This is a genomic window from Gordonia sp. BP-119 (assembly GCF_016924115.1).
In the GTDB taxonomy this organism is placed as follows: Bacteria; Actinomycetota; Actinomycetes; order Mycobacteriales; family Mycobacteriaceae; genus Gordonia; species Gordonia hongkongensis.
Genome location: NZ_JAFFZF010000024.1, coordinates 62,394 through 81,829, shown reverse-complemented (window position 1 = coordinate 81,829; position 19,436 = coordinate 62,394). Strand labels below are relative to the sequence as shown.

The following is a 19,436-nucleotide window of genomic DNA, read 5'->3' as shown; positions in this document are numbered from 1 at the left end:
GACCGAGTTCACATCCAGAAACTCACCCTGACGATCCGGCTCACCCTGCATACCCACCAGGATCCCAGCCCACCAGGCAAACCCGCTCACCCCACACCGAAACGACACCGACTATTTCAGCAGTCTCCTAGGGGGTGGGCGAGCCCAACCCCTGCTCCCTGAGGTGCGAGCGAAGCGAGCTTAGCCCCTGCTCCCTGGGGTGCGAGCGAAGCGAGCCTCGAAGGGCTCGTAGCGCGCCTCACCAGCCCTTCGAGGCTCGTCGCTTGCGCTCCTCGCACCTCAGGGAGCAGGGGTTATGCGGTTCTTTCGGTCAACGACGGCCGCGAGGCCGCAGGTACTAAGGAGCGAGCTTGCGAGCCGACCCCATGCTCCCTGAGGAGCGAGCTTGCGAGCGTCACGAAGGGTCAGGCCCGCAGCACCCCGACGAGATGAACGCCGAGGCCGACCAGGGGTCCGACGACGAGGGCGACGCAGGTCCGGGTCGCGACGTCGAGCGGCAGCAACAACATCGCGATCGCGACCAGGGTCGACACCCACCATCCGGCCGCGTACCAGCGGTGGGCGCCCGCGGCGATCGCGGCGGCGCCGGTCACCGTCAGCAGCGCCAGGCACGTCGCGCCGAGCGTCAGCATCGCCACGACCACACCGTCGAGATCGAAGTCGGCGCCGAACACCGATCGCAGCAACCACGGGCCCACCAGCCACGCGGCCGTCACCCCGACGCCACCGACCGCGGTGACGATCCCGAGGGGAGCACCCAGCGCGGCAAGGCGATGGTCCCGGCGGTCGACGAACCTCGAGATCAGCACACCCTGAAAGCTGTTGAGCGGCACCAGTAGCGGTGCGCGGGTCAGGGTGACGGCGAGGATCAGCGCGCCGATCGTCCGGACGTCGTCGGCGTCGGGGCCGCCACGCAGGTCGGTGGTCAGGTTGATCAGAACGGGGAAGCCCATGACGAGGACGGCGCTCGCGGCGGCGGCGGCCATCGCGGTCAGGGTGTTGCCCGTCAGACGTCGGGGCGCGACGTCGCCGGCGACGTCGATGGCACGGCGGGCCGAGGCCGACACCACGAGCAGCAGGCACCACGACACCGACCCGACGACGGTGACGACCAGGAACGCGGTGACGCCCCAGCCGGCCGCGACCGCGATCCCCGCACCAGCGAGCCGGATCAGCGCGTCGACCGACAGCAGCACCGCGAACGACGACCAGTCCAGCCGCCCCGACAACGCTCCGCACAGGTGCGCGTACACCGCGAAGCTCGCCACGCCGACGGCGAGCAGCAGCACCGACAGGCCGCGATCCGCGGTGAACACCCGTGAGCTCCACAACGGTGACGTCGCGACGACCAGAACGGCCAGGCCGAGCCCGATGCCCGCGTTGACCAGCAACGGGCGTGACCGGGCGAGCCCCTCCGATGCGGCGGTCCGGACCGCCCGCGTCGTCTCCTGCAGTTGCCCGTTCTGCGCCCCGGTCACCAGGCCGTAGGCAGCCCAGAACACGGCGAACACGCCGTAACCGACGGCCCCGAGATGCCTGGCCGCCAAGAGCAGGACGACATATCCCGACGCGGCCGCGACGATCGTCGCCATCGTGACCCGGCCCAGTGAACGTGCGTCGGTGTCGCCTGCCGAACCTGCCGAACCGGCGTCCGGACCCGGCGTCGTCGGATCGGTCGTCATCGAACGGTTCAGGAAGGACCCGGGAACGGCGGCAACTCGGGCGTGAACAGCCAGTCGTCCCAGAGATCCTTGAGCGGCTTCGACGAGTGGGTGGCGGCGAGCGCCATGAAGTCCTCGGTGGTCACCGAGCCGTAGCGGTACTTGTCGGTCCACCGCTGCAGCAGGGCGAAGAAATCGCCGTCACCGACGGTCAGCCGCAGGGCGTGCAGGGTGAGTGCGCCGCGTTTGTAGATCCAGTCGTCGAACATCTTGCGCGGACCGGGATCGGCGAGTGGCACACGCACCGGCGACGATTCGAGTTTCGCGTAGTAGTGACGCGCCCATTCGTCGGCGCTGCGGCCGCCCGAGTGCTGACTCCACAGCCATTCGGCGTAACAGGCGAAACCCTCGTGGAGCCAGATGTCGCGCCAGCGGGCCGCGGTCACCGAGTTGCCGAACCACTGATGCGCGAGTTCGTGGGCGATCAACCGCTCCGCGTGCCGGCTGCCGTCGCAGTGATTGGCCCCGAAGGTGGAGAAACTCTGTGCCTCGATGGGGATCTCGAGTTCGTCGTCGGTGACCACGACGGTGTACTGCGGGAACGGATACGGCCCGAACATCTCGACGAACGCCGCCATCATCTCGGTCTGCTGACCGAAATCGACCCCGAAGTTCTCCTCGAGTCGCGAGGGGACGAGGCCCGAGACCGGAATCGGTTTGGACGCCAACGAGATCTGCTTGTACTGACCGATCTGGATCGACGCCAGGTAGGTGGGCATCGGTTCCACCTGCTCGTAGACCCAGGTGGTCTGCGCGGCGCGGACCCGCTTGGACTCCAGGACGCCGTTGGCGAGCGCGTGATACGGGCTGTCGGTGGTGATCGAGATCCGGTACGGCGCCTTGGCGCTCGGGTGGTCGTCGCAGGGGAACCACGACGCCGCCCCGTTGGGCTGGTTCGCACAGAGCGAGCCGTCGGTCAGTTCCTCCCAACCGACCTCACCCCACGGGCCGCGGATCGGATGCGGACTGCCGTGGTATCGGACGGTGACGGTCATCGCCCCGCCCGGGGGGAGTGGAGTGTCGGGGGTGATGGTCAGCTTGTGCCGACGATGCGAATAGCGGGCGCGCTTGTCGTTGACCGACACCCGTTGCACCGACAGCGAGCTCGCCAGGTCGAGGGTGAAACGCTTGAGCTCGGCATACGACGTCGCGGTCAGGATCGCGGTGCCCTCGAGTCGATTGCTCGACACCTTGTACTCGAGTTCCAGATCGTATCGAGAGATGCGATAGCCCAGATTGCCGTTGTCGGGCAGATATGTATCGAGGACGTCGGCGGGTGCCCCCAGCACGGGTTGCCCGGAGTTGCCACGTGAACCCAGCCCAGACTTTCCCGGCACTCTCGACTCCTACTCCGTTCTGCCCCGGCGGGCTGACGTGCGGCGGCGCGCCTCGACGAGTCGCGTCGGCGACGCGCTGCGACCGGTCACGAAGCGGTTGCGGTTCGGTGGTGACGTCTCGATTCGGCTGTTCACCCGCGACGGGGCGATGCTGTCCCGGACACTGAGAGAGTACCTGGCGGCGGCACAGCCGGCCCGCCCGATCGATTCGAGGAGTGCGGAATGAGCGGATTCGGTAGTGTGGCGCAGTTTCTCGCGCGCCTGATACTCGGCATCATCTTCATCGCCCACGGGTGGCAGAAGCTGGTCACCCAGGGTATGGACGCCACCAAGGCGGCATTCGGCCCGGCCGGCATGGACATCCCCTACCCAGAGCTCGCCGCGTACTACGCGACATGGGTCGAGCTGATCGGCGGCATCCTGCTGATCCTCGGACTGCTGCTGCCGATCGTCGCGACCCTGCTGATCGCCGACATGATCGGCGCGATCGTGTTCGTGCACTGGGACGCCGGGTTCTGGAACATGGACGGCGGTTACGAGTGGCCGCTCGCGCTGATCGCGGGCCTGCTGGCCGTCGGCTACACGTCGGCCGGCCGGATGGGCGCCGACAGCTACATCATGCGACGCCGACGCCGAGACGTCGTCTGACGGCTCACACCAGAGCCAGACCGTCGATGGTGGCCGCGCTCGCCGGAGCGCCGCCACCATCGGCCAGCCTCTCGACCAGGCGCGTGAGCAGTTCTCGCTCCTCGTCGGCATGACGGAGTCCGACACCGTCGATGAGCCCCGGCGAGATCAGTGCGAGGGGATCGGTGTCGTGCCGGTGGACCACCGCCGCGCCGAGCAGACGTTGCGCCTGGGCGGGATCGGACTCCCAGAGCGCGTCGGCGGTCAGCAGGTACAACCGGACGGCCGGCGAATAGTCGTGCAGGTGCACGAGCGCCCAAGCCCAGTGCTTCGCGACGTCGACCGTGTCGGCTTCGGCGCGCCCGTGCGTGCGCACGTACTTGCCGTGGAGTTCACGACACAGGTGGCTGGCGTCGGACCACAGCATGAGATGGGACATGCAGCGGACGCAGTCGTGCAGATTGGACAGGTACATCACCGAATACGGTCCCTCGCGGCGCGATCTGATCTCGCGGAGCACGGAGAACTCGGCCAGCGCGTGGTCGTATTCACCGGCCGAGAGCAGCGCCCGGGCCTCGGCCTGCATTTCCTCGATCACCCTCGACATTGTCGCCGATCCGGCACCCCGGCATCGGCGATTCGGCCGAACCGGGTGAGCACGACCGACACCGGCCGGCCAAGTGGCACCGTCGGGTCGTCCTGGCGGGACTCCCGGCGGGCTGGCATCGTGGCAAGGATGAAGGACGACATCGGTAGCACCCCGGAGGGTTCGGACGGCGAGTACAGCCTGGACGAGGACGACCAACTGCAGCCCGAGGACACTCTGGACGACCGCGGCGTCGACGACGTCCTCGACGAGGGGTACTCACCGCCCGACTATGAGCCCAAGGGTGCCGTCCACGGGCTGACCCCCCGCGAGCAGGCCGAGGGCGAGACGCTCGACGAGCGGCTTGCCGAAGAGGAGCCCGACGTCGGGGCGGTCGATCCGCTCGACGAGATCACCGCCGAGGAACGTGCGCGGACCGACTGGCGCGCACACGATTCCGACCGCGACGAAGAGTTCGAGGAGGACGACGAGGTCGGCGACCGCCGCGCCGGACGACTCATCGCCCCGGACGCCGGGTCGGGCATCGACACCGAGTCCGACGCCGTGGCCGAGGACGCCGGGATCGACGGTGCCGGGGCCTCCGCGGAAGAGGCTGCCGTGCACTACATCTCCGATTCGGACTAGTCGGTCTGACCCGGCCCGCTCGCTTCGCTCCCGGCGCCGGTCTGTTTCGGCCCGCTCGCTTCGCTCCCGGCGCCGGTTTGATTCGGCCCGCTCGCTTCGCTCCCGGCGCCGGGTTGCTCCATCACCTGCGCCAGCGTCGCGACGATGGTCGAGCGGACGGCGTCGGCCGTGAGACCCAGCCCGCTCATCGCCTCGGCGAGCGTGGCATCGGCGAAGAAGCCGAGCAGAAGATGCTCCGTGCCGATGTAGTTGTGCCCGAGATCGAGGGCGGCAGCGACGGTCGACTCCAGGACCGACTTCGACGCGTCGTCGTAGGGCACCACGCTCGTTGCTTCGTCGTCGGCGATGTCCCGCGGTGCCGGGAGCAGCGGCGCGATGGCTGCACGCCAGGCGTCGGCGTCGACGCCGGAGTCCCGCAACACATGGAACACGAGGGACTTCGGTTCGGCCGTGAGGGCCTGCGCGATGTGGGCCGGGGTCACGTGCTCGGCGCGGCCTGCGGCCGCTGCCGCGTTCGCGGCCATCAGTACGTTCGCGGCCCGGGGCGTGAAACGCGAGAACGGGTTGTCCGCGCCGGGTGCATCGTTCTCGCCTGCGGACGACACGCGGTCGACGAACCGCTTCTGAGCGGCCTGTTTGCTCACGCCCATGCTGGTGCCGATCGCGGTCCACGATGCCCCCGAGCGACGGGCCTGGTCGACGAAGTGACCGATCAGGCTGTCGGCGATGTCGCCCAGGTGCTGCGCGGCGACCACCGCGTCGGAGAGTTGGTCCAACGGGTCGTCGTGGACCTTGCGGATGGCATGGATCAGGTCGTCGAGGCGGATGGAGACTGAATTCTGGGGCATGCGTCAACCGTAGGTTGACGAGTTGATCGCGTCAACCCCGAGTTGACGACGACACGTCGAGGCCGATCAAGCGCGTGTGCGTTGACAGGAACGGCAAGCGTCATGACGATGGATGCGGAGATCGGCGAAGTCGTCGCCGGCCGCTCCAGGCTTTGCCACGGGAGGTTATCCAGTGAGCATCACCGAACCGTCGGTTCGTCCCCAGTCCACAGACACCCGGTCCGCCGAGAGCCCGCCGGCGAACGGGGTCGTCACCGATGTCGCGCGTCGCTACCTCGACGTCCGCGCCCTGACCGACACGCTGTCCGAACGGCTTTCGCCCGAGGACCAGACACCGCAGTCGATGACCGAGGCGAGCCCGGCGAAATGGCACCGGGCGCACGTCACCTGGTTCTTCGAGGAGTTCATCCTGCGGCGTGACCCCGCGTACAAGGTCTACGACGACACGTTCCGGTACCTGTTCAACAGCTACTACGAGGCTGTGGGAGAACGGCATCCACGACCTGATCGCGGTCTCGTCACGCGGCCGGGTGTCCGCGATGTGACCCGCTATCGCGAGCATGTCGACGCCGCGATGGTGGATCTCCTCGAGCGCGGCGACCTCGACGAGGCCGCACTCGAACTCGTCGAACTCGGCTTCAATCACGAACAGCAGCACCAGGAGCTGCTGCTCATGGACATCAAGCATCTCTTCTCCACCAATACGTTCGGGCCGGTGTACGTCGATCGCGAACCCGACGAACCGGGCATCGCGAAAGCGTTGGGCTGGCGGCAGTTCGAGGGCGGCGTCAACGAGATCGGCGCGTTGGGCAGCGGATTCTCCTACGACAACGAGGGCCCCCGACACCGGGTGTATCTCGAGGACTTCGAGATCGCCGACCGCGCGGTCACCAACGCCGACTGGCTGGAGTTCATGGCCGACGACGGTTACCGGCGCGCCGAATTCTGGTTGTCCGACGGGTGGGCGACCATCCGCCAGACCGGATGGGACGCACCGGGATACTGGCGCGACGAGACCGGTGCGCGCTCCACCGACCCGTCGGACTGGACGACGTACACCCTGTCCGGTCGGCGGCGCATCGTGCCCGACGAGCCCGTCCTGCACGTCTCGTTCTACGAGGCCGACGCCTACGCCCGCTGGGCGGGGGCCCGGTTGCCCACCGAATTCGAGTGGGAGATCGCCGCCGGCTCACTGGGTACCGAGCGCGGGGCCCTGCTCGACCCGGACCGATGTCATCCCGGCCGCGTCGGTGCGGCGATGATCGGGGATGTGTGGGAGTGGACGGCCAGTGCGTACCTGCCCTATCCCGGCTTCGTGCCCGCCAACGGCGCGGTGGGTGAATACAACGGCAAGTTCATGTCCGACCAGCATGTGCTGCGTGGGGCGAGCGCGGTGACGCCTGTGGGTCACGAACGACTGACGTACCGGAACTTCTTCCCGGCGCCGTCGCGCTGGGTCTTCTCGGGACTCCGGCTGGCCCGATGAGCCTCGACAGCGACACCCCGGTGACGGCGACCACCGGGGACACGGCCATCGGGGGCCTTGCCGCAGACGCACTCTCGGGATTGTGGCAGCAACCGCCGGTCCTCCCGACGAAGTGGTTGTACGACGAGCGCGGCAGCAAGCTCTTCGACGAGATCACCCGTCTGCCCGAGTACTATCCCACCCGCCGCGAGACCGCGATCCTGCGCGCGCGGTCGGCCGAGATCGCCTCGACGACCCGTGCCGACGTCATCGTCGAACTGGGCTCGGGCACATCGACCAAGACGCGTCTGCTGCTCGACGCCTTCGTGGACGCGGCCGCCGACGGTGAGCGTCCGACCTACGTCCCCGTCGACGTCAGCACCGAGGTGCTCACGACGACAGCCGAAGTGCTCGCCGTCGACTATCCCGGGATCGACGTCGTCCCCGTGGTCGCCGACTTCACCGAGCCCGACCTGGATCTCCCGCCCGCCGACGGCCCGCGCCTCGCGGTGTTCCTCGGTGGCACGATCGGCAACTTCGATCCTGCTGCGCGCGCGGAGTTCTATCGTTCGATGGTCGGCTCGTTGTCCCCGGGTGACTACTTCCTCCTCGGTACCGACCTCGTCAAGGACACCGGGCGGCTCGTCGCCGCCTACGACGACAGTGCCGGTGTGACCGCCGATTTCAACCGGAACATGATCGAGGTGCTTCGTGCCGGCCTCGACGCTCGCGGGCTCTACGCCGACGACTTCGAACACATCGCCCGCTGGAATCCGGGCGAGCACCGCGTCGAGATGTGGCTACGTGCCCGGCGGGACGTCGACGCGTACTTCGGTGTGCTGGGCCGATCGTGGCGGGTGCCCGCGGGAACCGAGATCCACACCGAGATCAGCACCAAGTTCCAGCCCGGGGCGCTCGCGGAAGAACTCGAGTCGGCCGGACTGTCCGTCGTGTCGGCGTGGACCGATCCCGCAGGCGACTTCCAGCTCACCCTGACCCGACGCTGAGCAGTTCGCGCACCCGCGGGATGACCTTCGTTCCATAAAGTTCGATGCTGCGCATGAGCTCGGGGTGGCCGAGTGTCCCGTGCGAATACTTCAGGTCGAATCGGCTCAGTCCCAGTGCTTGGACGGTCGACGCGATCTTGCGGGCAACGGTGTCGGGCGACCCGACGTAGAGCGAGCCGCCGGGTCCCGTCGACCGCTCGAACTCGATGCGGGTCGGCGGCGGCCAACCGCGTTCGCGACCGATGCGTCCGACGTACTCGCGGTAGTGCGGCCATAGGGCGTCGCGTGCCTGCGCGTCGGTGTCGGCGACATGTCCCGGTGAGTGCACGCCGACGGGCAACAGCGGCTTGTCCATCTCGCGCAGGGCGCGGTGATAGAGATCGACGTACGGCTTGAAGCGCAACGGGTCGCCGCCGATGATCGCGAGCATGAGTGGCAGGCCGTACGACGCGGCACGCACCACCGACTCCGGGCTGCCGCCGACCGCGATCCACGTCGGCAGGGGAGGGTTCTCGAGTTCGGGGTAGACCGTCTGGGACTGCAGCGGACTGCGCGTGGAACCCGACCAGGAGACCGGTCGGCCGGTGCGCAGTTCGGCGAACAGGGCCAGCTTGTCGCTGAACAGTTCCTCGTAATCGGAGAGGTCGAAACCGAACAGCGGAAACGACTCGGTGAACGACCCGCGCCCGAGGATCACCTCGGCACGACCCGACGACAACGCATCGACTGTCGAGAACCGCTGGAACACGCGGATCGGATCATCGGAACTCAGGACGGTGACGGCCGAACCGAGACGCATCCGGGTGGTGCGCGCCGCGATCGCGCCGAGTACGACCTCGGGTGCCGACACCGCGTAGTCGTCGCGGTGATGCTCACCGACACCGAGGAAGTCGACGCCGACCGTGTCGGCGAGGATGGCCTGCTCGAGCAGATCGCGCAGGGTCTGCGACCCCGAGCGCAATGTGCCGTCGGGTTCGGCGGTGATGTCCCCGAACGTGTCGAGACCGAGCTCGACCTTCTCGATACCTACCGGGTGAGATTCCATGTCGCCCTTCGCGAAGTTGTGATCGTGTGGGGCGAAATCGGAGGAATTGCGCCCGCATTGGTCTCTTCACACGATTTCACGAACATCTTTCCAGTTCGTCACGGTGTCGAGGTCGGTGCTGTGTAATGCTTCATATCGGTTCATGTGCTCGGCGTGCGAGCGCCGATTCTTCTAGACAAGGGAGACACTCCGATGTGGGATTCATTCTGGGACTTCATCTGGTACACGATCGTCATCTTCGCGTTCGTCGCCTACCTGATCGTCCTGTGGCACATCATCAGCGACCTGTTCCGCGACAAGGCGGCTTCGGGGTGGGCGAAGGCGGCGTGGGTGGTCTTCCTGATCATCTTCCCGTACATCACCGCCATCGTGTACCTGCTCGCGAAGGGCAAGGGGATGGCCGAGCGTCAGCGTGAGGCGTACAGCGAGGCCAAGCAGGCGTCCGACGAGTACATCCGGTCCGTCGCAGGCACCTCGCCGACCCAGCAGATCGCCGACGCGAAGAACCTGCTCGACTCGGGCGCGATCACACCCCAGGAGTTCGAGCACTTGAAGAGCAAGGCCCTCAGCGGAACCGCCTGACGGTCCCTCGACACAGACAACGCTCCCCGATGGCGCCGGTCGCCGTCGGGGAGCGTTGTCTGTTTCTCGTGTTCGCGTCAGTCCGCCGACCCGACGCCCACACGCCACAGCGGATTGACCGGACCGTGGCCGGCGCCCAGTGGATACGCAGCGGCCAGGCAGCGGGTCACCCAGTCCTTGCCGAAGCCGACCGCCGCGGGAACGTCGTGCCCGTGGGCCAGCGCGCATGCGATCGCGGCGGCGAGGGTGTCGCCGGCGCCGTGGTCATGCGGGGTGTCGATGCGTTCGTGGCTGAGCTCGATGAACTGGTCGCCGTCGTAGAGCAGATCGGGGGAGTGGTCCGAGCTTCGCAGGTGCCCGCCTTTCACCAGCGCCCAGCGCGGCCCGAGATCGAGCAGCGCCCTGGCCGCGTCGCGTTGCGACGCGGTATCGGTGACCTCGATCCCGGTGATCAGGCGAACCTCGTCCAGGTTCGGGGTCACCACCGTCGCGAGGGGAAACAGGCTGTGCCGCAGGGTGTCGAGTGCCGAGTCGGCGAGCAGCTGGTTGCCGTGCATCGACGCGCACACCGGATCGACCACCAGCGGAACGGATGTGTCCCGGCCGATACCGCTCGTGCGGCACTGCTCGACGATGGCCTCGATGATGGGCGCCGACGCGAGCATCCCGGTCTTCGCCGCGGCCACACCGATGTCACCGGACACGGAGTCGATCTGCGCCGCCACGGTCTGCGGTGAGATCTCCTCGAACCCGCTCACGCCCACCGAGTTCTGGACCGTCACCGCGGTCACCGCGACACACCCGTGCACCCCGAGCAGGGCGAAGGTGCGCATGTCTGCCTGTATTCCCGCGCCCCCGCCGGAGTCCGAACCAGCGATGGTCAGGACCCGTACCGGGGCCGTTCCGGGCGGTGACAGCGGGAGTCCCGTGTAGGCCTGTTCGTCGACCGTGCGCTGATTCGCGTCGACTGTGCGTCGTCGTGCGTCGTCTGTGCGCATCAGGCGCCGCCGGTCGTCTGGAGCGGGAGGTACACGCGGTTACCGGCCTCGGCGAACTCGGCCGACTTCGCGGCCATGCCCTCGGCGATAGTCCGGTCGATGTCGTCCGCGGTGACGAGACCGTGCTCTTCGGCGTACGCACGGACATCCGCCGAAATCCGCATCGAACAGAACTTGGGCCCGCACATCGAACAGAAGTGGGCCGTCTTGGCGGGTTCGGCGGGCAGTGTGTCGTCGTGGTAGGCGCGGGCGGTGTCGGGGTCGAGCGCGAGGTTGAACTGGTCGGTCCAGCGGAACTCGAAGCGCGCCTTGCTGAGTGCGTCGTCGCGCTCTTGTGCCCGCGGGTGGCCCTTGGCGAGGTCGGCCGAGTGGGCGGCGATCTTGTAGGTGATCACGCCGACCTTGACGTCGTCGCGGTCCGGAAGTCCTAGATGCTCTTTCGGAGTCACGTAGCAGAGCATCGCGGTGCCGGCCTGGGCGATCATCGCGGCGCCGATGGCCGAGGTGATGTGGTCATAGGCAGGTGCGATGTCGGTGGCGAGCGGACCCAGGGTGTAGAAGGGGGCCTCCTCGCACAGCTCCTCCTCCAGGCGCACGTTCTCGGCGATCTTGTGCATCGGGACGTGCCCGGGGCCTTCGATCATGACCTGCACACCATGCGATTTGGCGATCGCGGTCAGCTCGCCGAGAGTGCGGAGTTCGGCGAACTGGGCCTCGTCGTTCGCGTCGGCGATCGATCCGGGGCGCAAGCCGTCGCCGAGGGAGAACGTGATGTCGTAGCGGCGGAAGATCTCGCACAACTCGTCGAAGTGCGTGTACAGGAACGACTCCCGGTGGTGCGCGAGACACCAGGCCGCCATGATCGAACCGCCGCGCGAGACGATGCCCGTCACCCGCTTCGCGGTCAGCGGAACGTAGCGCAGCAGGACACCGGCATGGACGGTCATATAATCGACGCCCTGCTCCGCCTGCTCGATGACGGTGTCGCGATACAGTTCCCAGGTCAGCGAGGCGGGATCGCCGTTGACCTTCTCCAGCGCCTGGTAGATCGGAACCGTCCCCACGGGGACCGGCGAGTTACGCATGATCCACTCGCGGGTGGTGTGGATGTCGGCGCCGGTCGAGAGATCCATGATCGTGTCGGCGCCCCAGCGGGTGGCCCACACCATCTTCTCGACCTCGTCGGAGATCGAGCTGCGCACCGCCGAATTACCGATGTTCGCATTGACTTTCACCGCGAAGTTCTTGCCTATGATCATCGGTTCGGACTCGGGGTGGCGGTGGTTGGCCGGGATGACCGCGCGGCCGATGGCGACCTCCGACCGGACCAGTTCGGCGTCGACGCCCTCCCGGGCGGCGATGAACCGCATCTCGTCGGTGATGATGCCGGCACGCGCCCAGGCCAGCTGGGTGCTCGCGCCGTCGATCGGGTCGGGCCGATGCCAGCTGTCGCGGGTGGGGGTGAGGCCCTTCTCGACGTCGATGTGCGCCGCCGTATCGGTGTAGGGGCCGGAGGTGTCGTAGACGTCGAGGTGTTCGCCGTTGGTGAGCTGGATTCGACGCTGCGGCACACGCAGGTCGTCGACGGCGAGGTAGTGCTTGGCGCTGCCCTCGATCGGGCCGAGGGTCAGGAACCCGGAATCGGCGGGTGCGCTGCTGTTGCGGGTGGTGGATACACGTGTGCCCATGGCTGGTCTCCCTACGCCGGCATTACCCGGACAGGTTCGAGCGGTCGGCGACCGCCCGTCGCCATCTCAGCCCTCGGTCATCGTGAGAGCCCCCGCGGTGTAGTTGTCGTGCGTCCGCCACCCTACAGCGCGGAGTTCGTTCGGGTCGTAGGGGTGCGCGCGACCGTCTCGATGTGCGACGACCGGACGATCGGGGTCATCAGTTACGGTTCCGTAAGGTACCGTGTGACCCGGATCACAAGCGGGGCCTATGCCGAGGTTCGGACGGCACATGTCAGTGGTCCGATGTCCACGATCAAGAGGTGAGGAGGGTCGGGTGCTACGCAAGCATCGTCAGCGACCACCACAGTCGGCGAAGTCGATCCTGCAGCAGATCTCGCAGGTGGTGCACAATCCCGACCGCGACCGGTTCGAGCTGTGGGTCGCCGGCGACCTGGTCGGCGTGCTCGGCTATTCGACCGAGACGGTCGACGGTCAGACCACCATCACCGTCCTACACACCGTGCTCTACGACGAGTACACCGGACATGGTCTCGCCACCCGACTCACCCGCACCGTCGTGCACTTCACCCGCGAGCAGGGCGCCCGCCTGCGGCCCGTGTGCACCTTCACCAAGCACTATCTCGACGGCCATCCCGGGATCGTGACCCTCGCGCCGGTGTGATCCGAAGGTAAGCCTCGGCGGCTCCGGAACATTCCTCGCCGGACCCTTCGAGGCTCGTCGCTATCGCTCCTCGCACCTCAGGGAGCAGGGGTTATGCGCTTCCTTGGGATTATGGTGCGGTGGTCGCGCTCCTCGCGCCGGTGTGAGGAGCGGGCTCCGACTCGGCTCAGCCTGCCGACGGCTCCGACAGCAGTGTCTCGCGGAGCACCTTTTTGTCGATCTTGCCTACTGCGGTGACCGGGAGCGTGCGCACGACGCGGACCACGTCGGGCAGTTTGAAGGAGGCGAGTCCGCGGTCGGCGAGGAAGGTGCGGATCGCGGCCAGCTCGAGTGGTCGGGCCGGGGGGTGTTCGTGCGAGAGCACGACTGCCGCACAGATCTTCTCACCGAGCGCGTCGTCGGGCAGCCCGACCACCGCGACCTGCCGGACCGAATCGTGGGCGAGGAGGTTCTCCTCGACGTCGTCGGCGGCGACGTTCTCCCCGGCGCGCACGATGGTGTCCTTGATGCGGCCGGTCACGGCCAGGTGCCCCGACGGCAGCCGGGTGACCTTGTCCCCGGACCGGTAGAAGCCGTCCGGCGTGAAGGACTTCTCGTTGTGCGCCGTGGCGCGGTAGTAACCGCGGATCGTGTAGGGCCCCCGCACCAGCAGTTCACCTTCTTCCCCGTCGGGGACATCGGCTCCGCCCTCGTCGACGACCCGCACCTCGTCGAGCTCCGACATCGGTGCCCCTTGCACTTGGTGCACCAAGTCACGCGGGTCGTCGGTCCGGGTGTAGCAGATCAGCCCCTCGGCCATGCCGAAGACCTGCTGGACGACGGGGCCGAGGGCCGCGTCGAGGGCGACGGCGTCGGACTGTGCCAGCTTGGCGCCGCCCACCTGCAGCAGGCGCAGGGAGCTGATGTCCGCCGGCTCCCACTCGGTCGCCGCGCACCAGAGTTGCGCGAGCGCGGGGACGAGCGCGGTCACCGTGACGCGGTGCCGCTCGATGAGGTCGAAAGTGTTGTCCGGACTGGGGTTGTCGGCTAAGACGACGTGGCCGCCCGCACCGAAGACGCCCAGGATTCCCGGGCAGCACAGCGGAAAGTTGTGCGCGGCCGGCAGGGCGACGAGGTAGGTGTCGTCGGCGGTGAGGCCGGCGACGTCCGCGGACAGCCGGGCGTTGAGGTCGTAGTCGTCGTGCGTGCGCGCGATGAGTTTCGGCAGTCCGGTGGTGCCCCCCGACACGAGGAACAGGGCGGGTAGCCCGGCGTCGGGGGCAGCCGGGAGCTCGACCGAGGCGGGGTCGGCGTCGGGGAGCGGTGTGAATCGACCAGGTTCGCCGGAGATGAAGACCTGCGCGACGTCGGGCACCCGTGACTGCAGCTCGGTCGCGAGCTCGCGATAGTCGAACCCCCGGCGGCCGTCCTCACCGATGTAGGCGACCGCGCCGGCACCGGCTGCGAGATGGGCGATCTCGGTGATCCGGTGCGCGGGCAGCGTCATCACCGGAACGACACCCGCGCGTAGGAGGCCGTACAGGGTGACCGCGAAGTCGAGGGAGTTGTTCAGCTGCAACACGACCCGTTGCGTCGGCCGCAGTCCGGCCGCGACGAAACCGGCGGCACGACGGAGGGTGGCGTCGCGGAACTCGGCATAGGTGAGCGTGCGCGGCCCGTCGGTGGAGGCATCGGTCAGCGCAGGGGAGTCGGGAGTTCGCTCGGCGGCCAGATCGAGGCCGGCGAACAACGGGCGGTCGAGGAAGACGCCGGCGTCGCGGTACTTCTGTGCCTGTGCGTCGGTGTGGGGAGCGAAACCGTCGAGCAGATCGGTCGCGGGGTCGAGATGCGTCGGCATGAGTTCATTCAAACACAGGCAGGATAGGGTAACCTTACCGGTCGATGCAGGGCGGGAGGTCGGCTGTCGACCCGCGGGGGATTGTTTGATTAGGCTGCCCTAAGATTCCCTATGATCATCGGTGCTCGAGTGCATCACGACCGGAGGAACGAAGGACATGTCGCTGACAACCGAATCGCACGCCGCGCAGTTCGTCGACCTGCTCGCGCCGGCCTCGCCGCTGAGCGAGTCCGACGCCGCGCGGATCACGGCCGCCTGGGCCGGCTCCGGCGAATTCGGCGACCATGTCGTCTACGAGCGTGACCGGCGCTGGACCTTCGCGGCGGGTGTCCGCGCCCGCGTGGTGATCACACGCAGTGAGGTCATCGTCGACGATCAGGGCGACCGCACGACGACGTCCTGGCATGGCGACCCCGCCGATGCGCTCGCCGCCGCGACCGCGTCGCTGTCGATTCCCGACTGGCGCGTCTACGGCTGGGTCGGTTTCGACTTCTGCGCGCCCTATCACGGCATACTCGAGCGCGTTCCCGAGGACACGGTGCTGGCGCACCTCATCGTTCCCGAGTTCGAGGCGACCGTCGATGCCGACGGGGTCGACACCGGGTCGCTCGACGCCGAGCGTGCCGGTCGTCTCCTCGAGATCGCTTCGCGAGCAACCGTTTCCGTCGAGTCACGGCCGGTGGACGTGCAGTCCGACCCGGACGACTACCGCGGCCGTGTGGCCACGGCTGTCGCCGAGATCGAAGCCGGCCGGTACCAGAAGGTGATCCTCTCGCGCGCCGTCGACATCCCGTTCGACGTCGACATCCCCGCCACCTACGCCCGCGGCCGTGCCGACAACAACCCCGCCCGGAGCTACCTGCTCTCGCTCGGTGACCTGCAGGCGGCCGGGTTCAGTCCCGAACTCGTGGTCGCGGTGCACGACGACCGGACCGTGGTCACCGAACCACTTGCCGGCACAAGGGCTTTCGGGATCTCCGCGGAGCAGGACGCGGCGGCCCGCGCCGACCTGCTCTCGGATGCCAAGGAGATCGCCGAGCACGCCATGTCGGTGCGCGCGTGCTTCGACGAGATCTCCTCGATCGCCGCTGCGGACACCACGGCCGTGAGTGAGTTCATGGAGGTTCGTGAGCGCGGGAGCGTCCAGCATCTGGCCTCGACCGTGCGCGGGACCCTCGCCGATCATGAAACGCCGTGGCGTGCACTCGAGGTGGTGTTCCCGTCGATCACCGCGTCGGGCATCCCCAAGACCCCGGCCGTGGAGGCGATCGACCGTCTCGAGCCCCGACGCCGCGGCCTGTACTCCGGCGCGATCCTCACCGCCTCGTCGACGGGCGAGCTCGAGGCGACCCTGGCCCTGCGCACCATCTTCTCGTCCGGGCAAGGCGCATGGCTGCGTGCCGGTGCCGGGATCGTCGCCCAGTCCACGCCGGAGCGCGAGTTCACCGAGACCTGCGAGAAGCTGGCCAGCGTCGCCCCGTACGTGGTCCCGCGCTGACCGACCGATACTTTCGACCGAACATCACCACCCCAGGAGCCACCACATGTCCGACCACATCACCGAAGCCCTGCGCGGCATCCTCGAAGAGGACCTCGACCTCGCGCTCGGCGACATCAGCCGCGACTCGAAGCTGATCGACGACCTTGGGCTGGACTCGGTGGCGTTCGCCATCGGCGTGGTGGCGATCGAAGAGCGTCTCGGCGTGAAGCTGTCGGAACGGGAGCTCTTCGAGTCCAAGACCGTCGGCGACCTCGAGGACCTCATCCGGTCGAAGGCCGGCACCCCGGCCTGAGAGGACCCGGACCCGACATGACTGTGGAGACCCCAGTGCAGACGTACGCCGAACTGCTCGACGCCGCGTTCGACGAGCAGGTGACGGCCTGGACGGCGCAGGCCGAGCGGGATCACCGATTCCCGCGGCCACTGCTCGAACACCTCGGTGCCGAGGGCGTCTTCGTCCGCAAGTGGGAGGACCGCAAGGTCACCGACCTCCACGACCATTTCGCCCTCGGCGCACATCTCGGCGCGCTGGGTTCCGCGGCCATCGGAGTGGGTGTGAGCCTGCACGATTCGGCCATCGCCATCCTCCGCCGCTTCGGCCGCAACGACTACCTCAGAGACCTGGCCCAGCGGGCCCTGACCGCCGAGACGGTGCTGTGTATCGGGGCCTCCGAGGAGCGGGGCGGGTCGGATCTGCAGAACTCCGAGACCCGGATCCTGCCGGAGAACGGCGGGTTCCGCGTCGTCGGGCACAAGAAGTTCGTGTCTCTCTCGCCGATCGCGGACCACGTGTTCGTGGTCTGCCGGGGCGTCGACGACGGTCCCGACGTGGGCGGCAACGTGGCGCTGGCCGCCGTCCCGATCGAGTCGGTGACGGTGGGGAAGCCGTATGCGAAACTCGGCGCCGGGCCCCTCGACACCGCGCCGGTGACCATCGACGCCTGGATCCCCGACGAGGCGCTGATCGCCCGGCCGGGGACGGGCCTCGCGATCATCAGCTGGGGATTGGCGCACGAGCGGTACTCGGTGGCCGCCCAGATCGCCGCCGCGTGCGACGTGATGATCGGCGTGACGCTTGCCCGGATGGTGGAGCGCACCCAGTTCGGCAAGAAGCTCTACGACCATCAGGCGCTCCGGCTGCGCGTCGCCGATCTGCAGGCCAGGGTCGACGTCCTACGCTATTCGCTGGCCGGAGTCGCCGCGGAGGGCAAGATCAACCTGCGCACCGCCGCGGCGCTGAAGGCCACCGCTGCCAACCTCGGGGAAGAGGTCGCGTCGGAGTGCCTGCACATCTTCGGCGGGATCGGTTACCTCGAGACCGGATCGCCGATCGGTCGCTGGTGGCGGGACATGAAACTGGCCCGCGTCGGCGGCGGCACCGACGAGGTGCTGTGGGAACTGGTCGCCGCGGCGATGAAACCCGACACCGAGCGGTACCAGGCCATGTTCGTCGACTCCGAACTCCACGGCACCGGCTCGCCGGTGTCCTGAAGCGCTCGAGCCATCGTCCCTCTCACCCAGGCGGTCATCCCATGAACAGCCCAGCCAGCCAGGCACCGGCCGACGCGCGTGTCACCGAACTCGCGCCGCCCGACCACACCTACCTGCACATGGACAAAGACAGCGCGCCCATGCACTGGTCGATGATCCTGCAGCTCGAGAGCAACGGGGCGTTGCTCGGCCTCGACGAGGTGCGGACGCGGGTCCGGGAGCGGGCCGGGCTGTTCGAGATCTTCCGGCTGGGCATCCGCAACGGCCGCTGGCGCAAGCCCGAAGTGGTGCTCGCCGACGACAGCTGGGATGCCGGCGAGCACGTGACCGAGTTCGGGTTCACCGACCGCGCCCATCTCCAGCGACGGGTGACGAAACTGCTCGAGTCGCCGCTGCCGCGCCCGCGCCCGTTCTGGGACATCACCCTCTTCACGCCGTCGGCGGGTGCCGAAGGTGTCGGACAGTGGGTCCTGCTCCGGGTGCACCACAGCATCTCCGACGGCATTGCGGGCGCGGCCTTCGCCGCCCTCCTCGCCGACGGGGAGCCCGACGATCTCGCGGAGTTCGAGCGATTCGCCACCAGTCCGCGCTTCCGGATCAGCGGCATCGATCCCGAGGAACTCAAAGAGGCGAAGGCTGCCTATGGCGACCAGCACGCGGCGGGCGGTGGCAAGAAACGGGCCTGGCCCGCACTGACGAAGTCGGGCGAGCGCGAGTACGCCCTGTTCTCCGCGTCGACCCGGACGCTGCGCAAGGCTGCCAAGGGCAATGGCGCGACCGTTCACGAGTTCCTCCTCGCCGCCATCGGCCGGGCGATCAGCCTCAACCCGCCCGCGTCCCCACAGGCCGACGTCGTCCGCGTGACACTGCCGGTGACCCTCGACGACGAGTTCCGGCACACCGGCAACGCGGTATCCGTCGCGCTCCTCAACCTGCTCGGCAACGAGCCCGATCTGTCGCGTCAGATCGGCCGTGCGCGAAGCGAACTCGAGGCGATAGCAACGCGCAAGCCGGAGCTGTACCTGGCCGCCGCCGACGATCTGCCGCGCGCCCCGCTGTGGGGTCTGCAGCGCGCGATCGTGAACGCGTCGATGTCCCACATGCACCCCGACATCCACATCGGCATCAACCCCGGGTTCTCGCGGGTCCGGTCGGTGCTGGGGCGTTCGATCGTCACCCTGACACCGTTGTCGCCGCTCGCAGGCTACTCACTGTCGGTGACGACCCTGATCCTCGGACACACCACCACGTTCGGCGTCGTCACCGACGCGCAGGCGCTACCCGGATACGCCGAACTATTTGTGTCCGCGCTCGACGAAGTACTTCAGGAGGCCCTCCCGTCGACCTGACGGGGGTGCGAGCTTAGGCTTGCCTTGTAATCCGGGGTCCGAGGG

The 19,436-nt window shown here is 68.0% G+C and carries 18 protein-coding genes and 1 riboswitch; of the genes, 10 read left to right on the top strand and 8 right to left on the bottom strand.

Annotated elements, in window-relative coordinates; all coding sequences use genetic code 11:
- Positions 1–404 precede the first annotated feature (404 nt).
- Both JW364_RS14940 and JW364_RS14935 read right to left on the bottom strand, forming a co-directional pair.
- Positions 405–1,682 carry a polysaccharide biosynthesis protein gene (locus JW364_RS14940; RefSeq protein WP_205333740.1) on the bottom strand — a complete coding sequence of 426 codons (1,278 nt, stop codon included), beginning with the start codon at positions 1,680–1,682 and terminating at the stop codon, positions 405–407.
- Between the two features lie 8 nt (positions 1,683–1,690).
- A complete protein-coding gene (locus JW364_RS14935) occupies positions 1,691–3,058 on the bottom strand; it encodes a M1 family metallopeptidase (protein WP_205333741.1) in 1,368 nt (455 codons plus the stop codon).
- A gap of 222 nt (positions 3,059–3,280) precedes the next feature.
- On the opposite strand from JW364_RS14935, the gene JW364_RS14930 reads away from it, so the two are divergent.
- Complete coding sequence (locus tag JW364_RS14930) at positions 3,281–3,706, top strand: DoxX family protein (RefSeq protein ID WP_058251379.1); 426 nt, start codon at positions 3,281–3,283, stop codon at positions 3,704–3,706.
- A gap of 4 nt (positions 3,707–3,710) precedes the next feature.
- Here JW364_RS14930 and JW364_RS14925 read toward each other — a convergent pair whose 3' ends face one another.
- Positions 3,711–4,292 carry a hypothetical protein gene (locus tag JW364_RS14925; RefSeq protein WP_175404303.1) on the bottom strand — a complete coding sequence of 194 codons (582 nt, stop codon included), beginning with the start codon at positions 4,290–4,292 and terminating at the stop codon, positions 3,711–3,713.
- A 129-nt stretch (positions 4,293–4,421) separates the two neighbouring features.
- On the opposite strand from JW364_RS14925, the gene JW364_RS14920 reads away from it, so the two are divergent.
- Entirely contained in the window at positions 4,422–4,916 is a 495-nt protein-coding gene (locus JW364_RS14920) for a DUF5709 domain-containing protein (protein ID WP_078111740.1), read from the top strand.
- Here JW364_RS14920 and JW364_RS14915 read toward each other — a convergent pair.
- Positions 4,913–5,764 (bottom strand): Clp protease N-terminal domain-containing protein, encoded by an 852-nt coding sequence (locus JW364_RS14915; protein ID WP_078111739.1) that lies wholly within the window; start codon positions 5,762–5,764, stop codon positions 4,913–4,915. The two genes, JW364_RS14920 and JW364_RS14915, sit on opposite strands and share 4 nt — an antisense overlap.
- Before the next feature lie 172 nt (positions 5,765–5,936).
- Between JW364_RS14915 and egtB the strand changes: the two genes are divergently transcribed.
- On the top strand, positions 5,937–7,250 hold the full coding sequence (egtB, locus tag JW364_RS14910; RefSeq protein ID WP_078111738.1) for an ergothioneine biosynthesis protein EgtB: 1,314 nt from the start codon (positions 5,937–5,939) through the stop codon (positions 7,248–7,250).
- Positions 7,247–8,236: an L-histidine N(alpha)-methyltransferase gene (gene egtD / locus JW364_RS14905; RefSeq protein ID WP_205333742.1), complete on the top strand. Its 990-nt coding sequence runs from the start codon at positions 7,247–7,249 to the stop codon at positions 8,234–8,236. Before egtB ends, egtD begins: the two co-directional genes overlap by 4 nt.
- Here egtD and JW364_RS14900 read toward each other — a convergent pair.
- The gene (locus JW364_RS14900) at positions 8,217–9,281 is read right to left on the bottom strand and encodes an LLM class flavin-dependent oxidoreductase (protein ID WP_205333743.1); all 1,065 of its coding nucleotides are present in this window, start codon (positions 9,279–9,281) and stop codon (positions 8,217–8,219) included. The two genes, egtD and JW364_RS14900, sit on opposite strands and share 20 nt — an antisense overlap.
- Positions 9,282–9,473: 192 nt before the next feature.
- On the opposite strand from JW364_RS14900, the gene JW364_RS14895 reads away from it, so the two are divergent.
- On the top strand, positions 9,474–9,863 hold the full coding sequence (locus JW364_RS14895) for an SHOCT domain-containing protein (protein WP_058251374.1): 390 nt from the start codon (positions 9,474–9,476) through the stop codon (positions 9,861–9,863).
- 77 nt (positions 9,864–9,940) lie between these two features.
- On the opposite strand, the gene thiD is transcribed toward JW364_RS14895, so the two are convergent.
- Together thiD and thiC are read right to left on the bottom strand one after the other, a co-directional pair.
- On the bottom strand, positions 9,941–10,861 hold the full coding sequence (gene thiD, locus JW364_RS14890) for a bifunctional hydroxymethylpyrimidine kinase/phosphomethylpyrimidine kinase (RefSeq protein WP_205333744.1): 921 nt from the start codon (positions 10,859–10,861) through the stop codon (positions 9,941–9,943).
- Positions 10,861–12,549, bottom strand: coding sequence for a phosphomethylpyrimidine synthase ThiC (thiC, locus tag JW364_RS14885; protein ID WP_240199121.1), 1,689 nt, complete (start codon positions 12,547–12,549; stop codon positions 10,861–10,863). The genes thiD and thiC overlap by 1 nt, the downstream gene beginning before the upstream one ends.
- A 7-nt stretch (positions 12,550–12,556) precedes the next feature.
- A riboswitch (TPP riboswitch) is annotated at positions 12,557–12,646 on the bottom strand.
- Between the two features lie 219 nt (positions 12,647–12,865).
- Here thiC and JW364_RS14880 point away from each other — a divergent pair.
- Positions 12,866–13,213, top strand: coding sequence for a GNAT family N-acetyltransferase (locus JW364_RS14880; protein ID WP_058251372.1), 348 nt, complete (start codon positions 12,866–12,868; stop codon positions 13,211–13,213).
- Between the two features lie 166 nt (positions 13,214–13,379).
- On the opposite strand, the gene JW364_RS14875 is transcribed toward JW364_RS14880, so the two are convergent.
- Positions 13,380–15,050, bottom strand: coding sequence for a (2,3-dihydroxybenzoyl)adenylate synthase (locus JW364_RS14875; protein ID WP_078111966.1), 1,671 nt, complete (start codon positions 15,048–15,050; stop codon positions 13,380–13,382).
- A 157-nt stretch (positions 15,051–15,207) separates the two neighbouring features.
- On the opposite strand from JW364_RS14875, the gene JW364_RS14870 reads away from it, so the two are divergent.
- Genes JW364_RS14870 through JW364_RS14855 form a run of 4 tightly spaced genes read left to right on the top strand, consistent with a single transcriptional unit; the run spans position 15,208 to position 19,391 of the window.
- A complete protein-coding gene (locus tag JW364_RS14870) occupies positions 15,208–16,548 on the top strand; it encodes a salicylate synthase (protein WP_165630655.1) in 1,341 nt (446 codons plus the stop codon).
- Between the two features lie 46 nt (positions 16,549–16,594).
- On the top strand, positions 16,595–16,843 hold the full coding sequence (locus JW364_RS14865; RefSeq protein ID WP_058251371.1) for an acyl carrier protein: 249 nt from the start codon (positions 16,595–16,597) through the stop codon (positions 16,841–16,843).
- Between the two features lie 17 nt (positions 16,844–16,860).
- A complete protein-coding gene (locus JW364_RS14860; protein WP_205333745.1) occupies positions 16,861–18,042 on the top strand; it encodes an acyl-CoA dehydrogenase family protein in 1,182 nt (393 codons plus the stop codon).
- Between the two features lie 41 nt (positions 18,043–18,083).
- Complete coding sequence (locus tag JW364_RS14855; protein ID WP_205333746.1) at positions 18,084–19,391, top strand: wax ester/triacylglycerol synthase domain-containing protein; 1,308 nt, start codon at positions 18,084–18,086, stop codon at positions 19,389–19,391.
- The last annotated feature ends 45 nt before the right edge of the window (positions 19,392–19,436 follow it).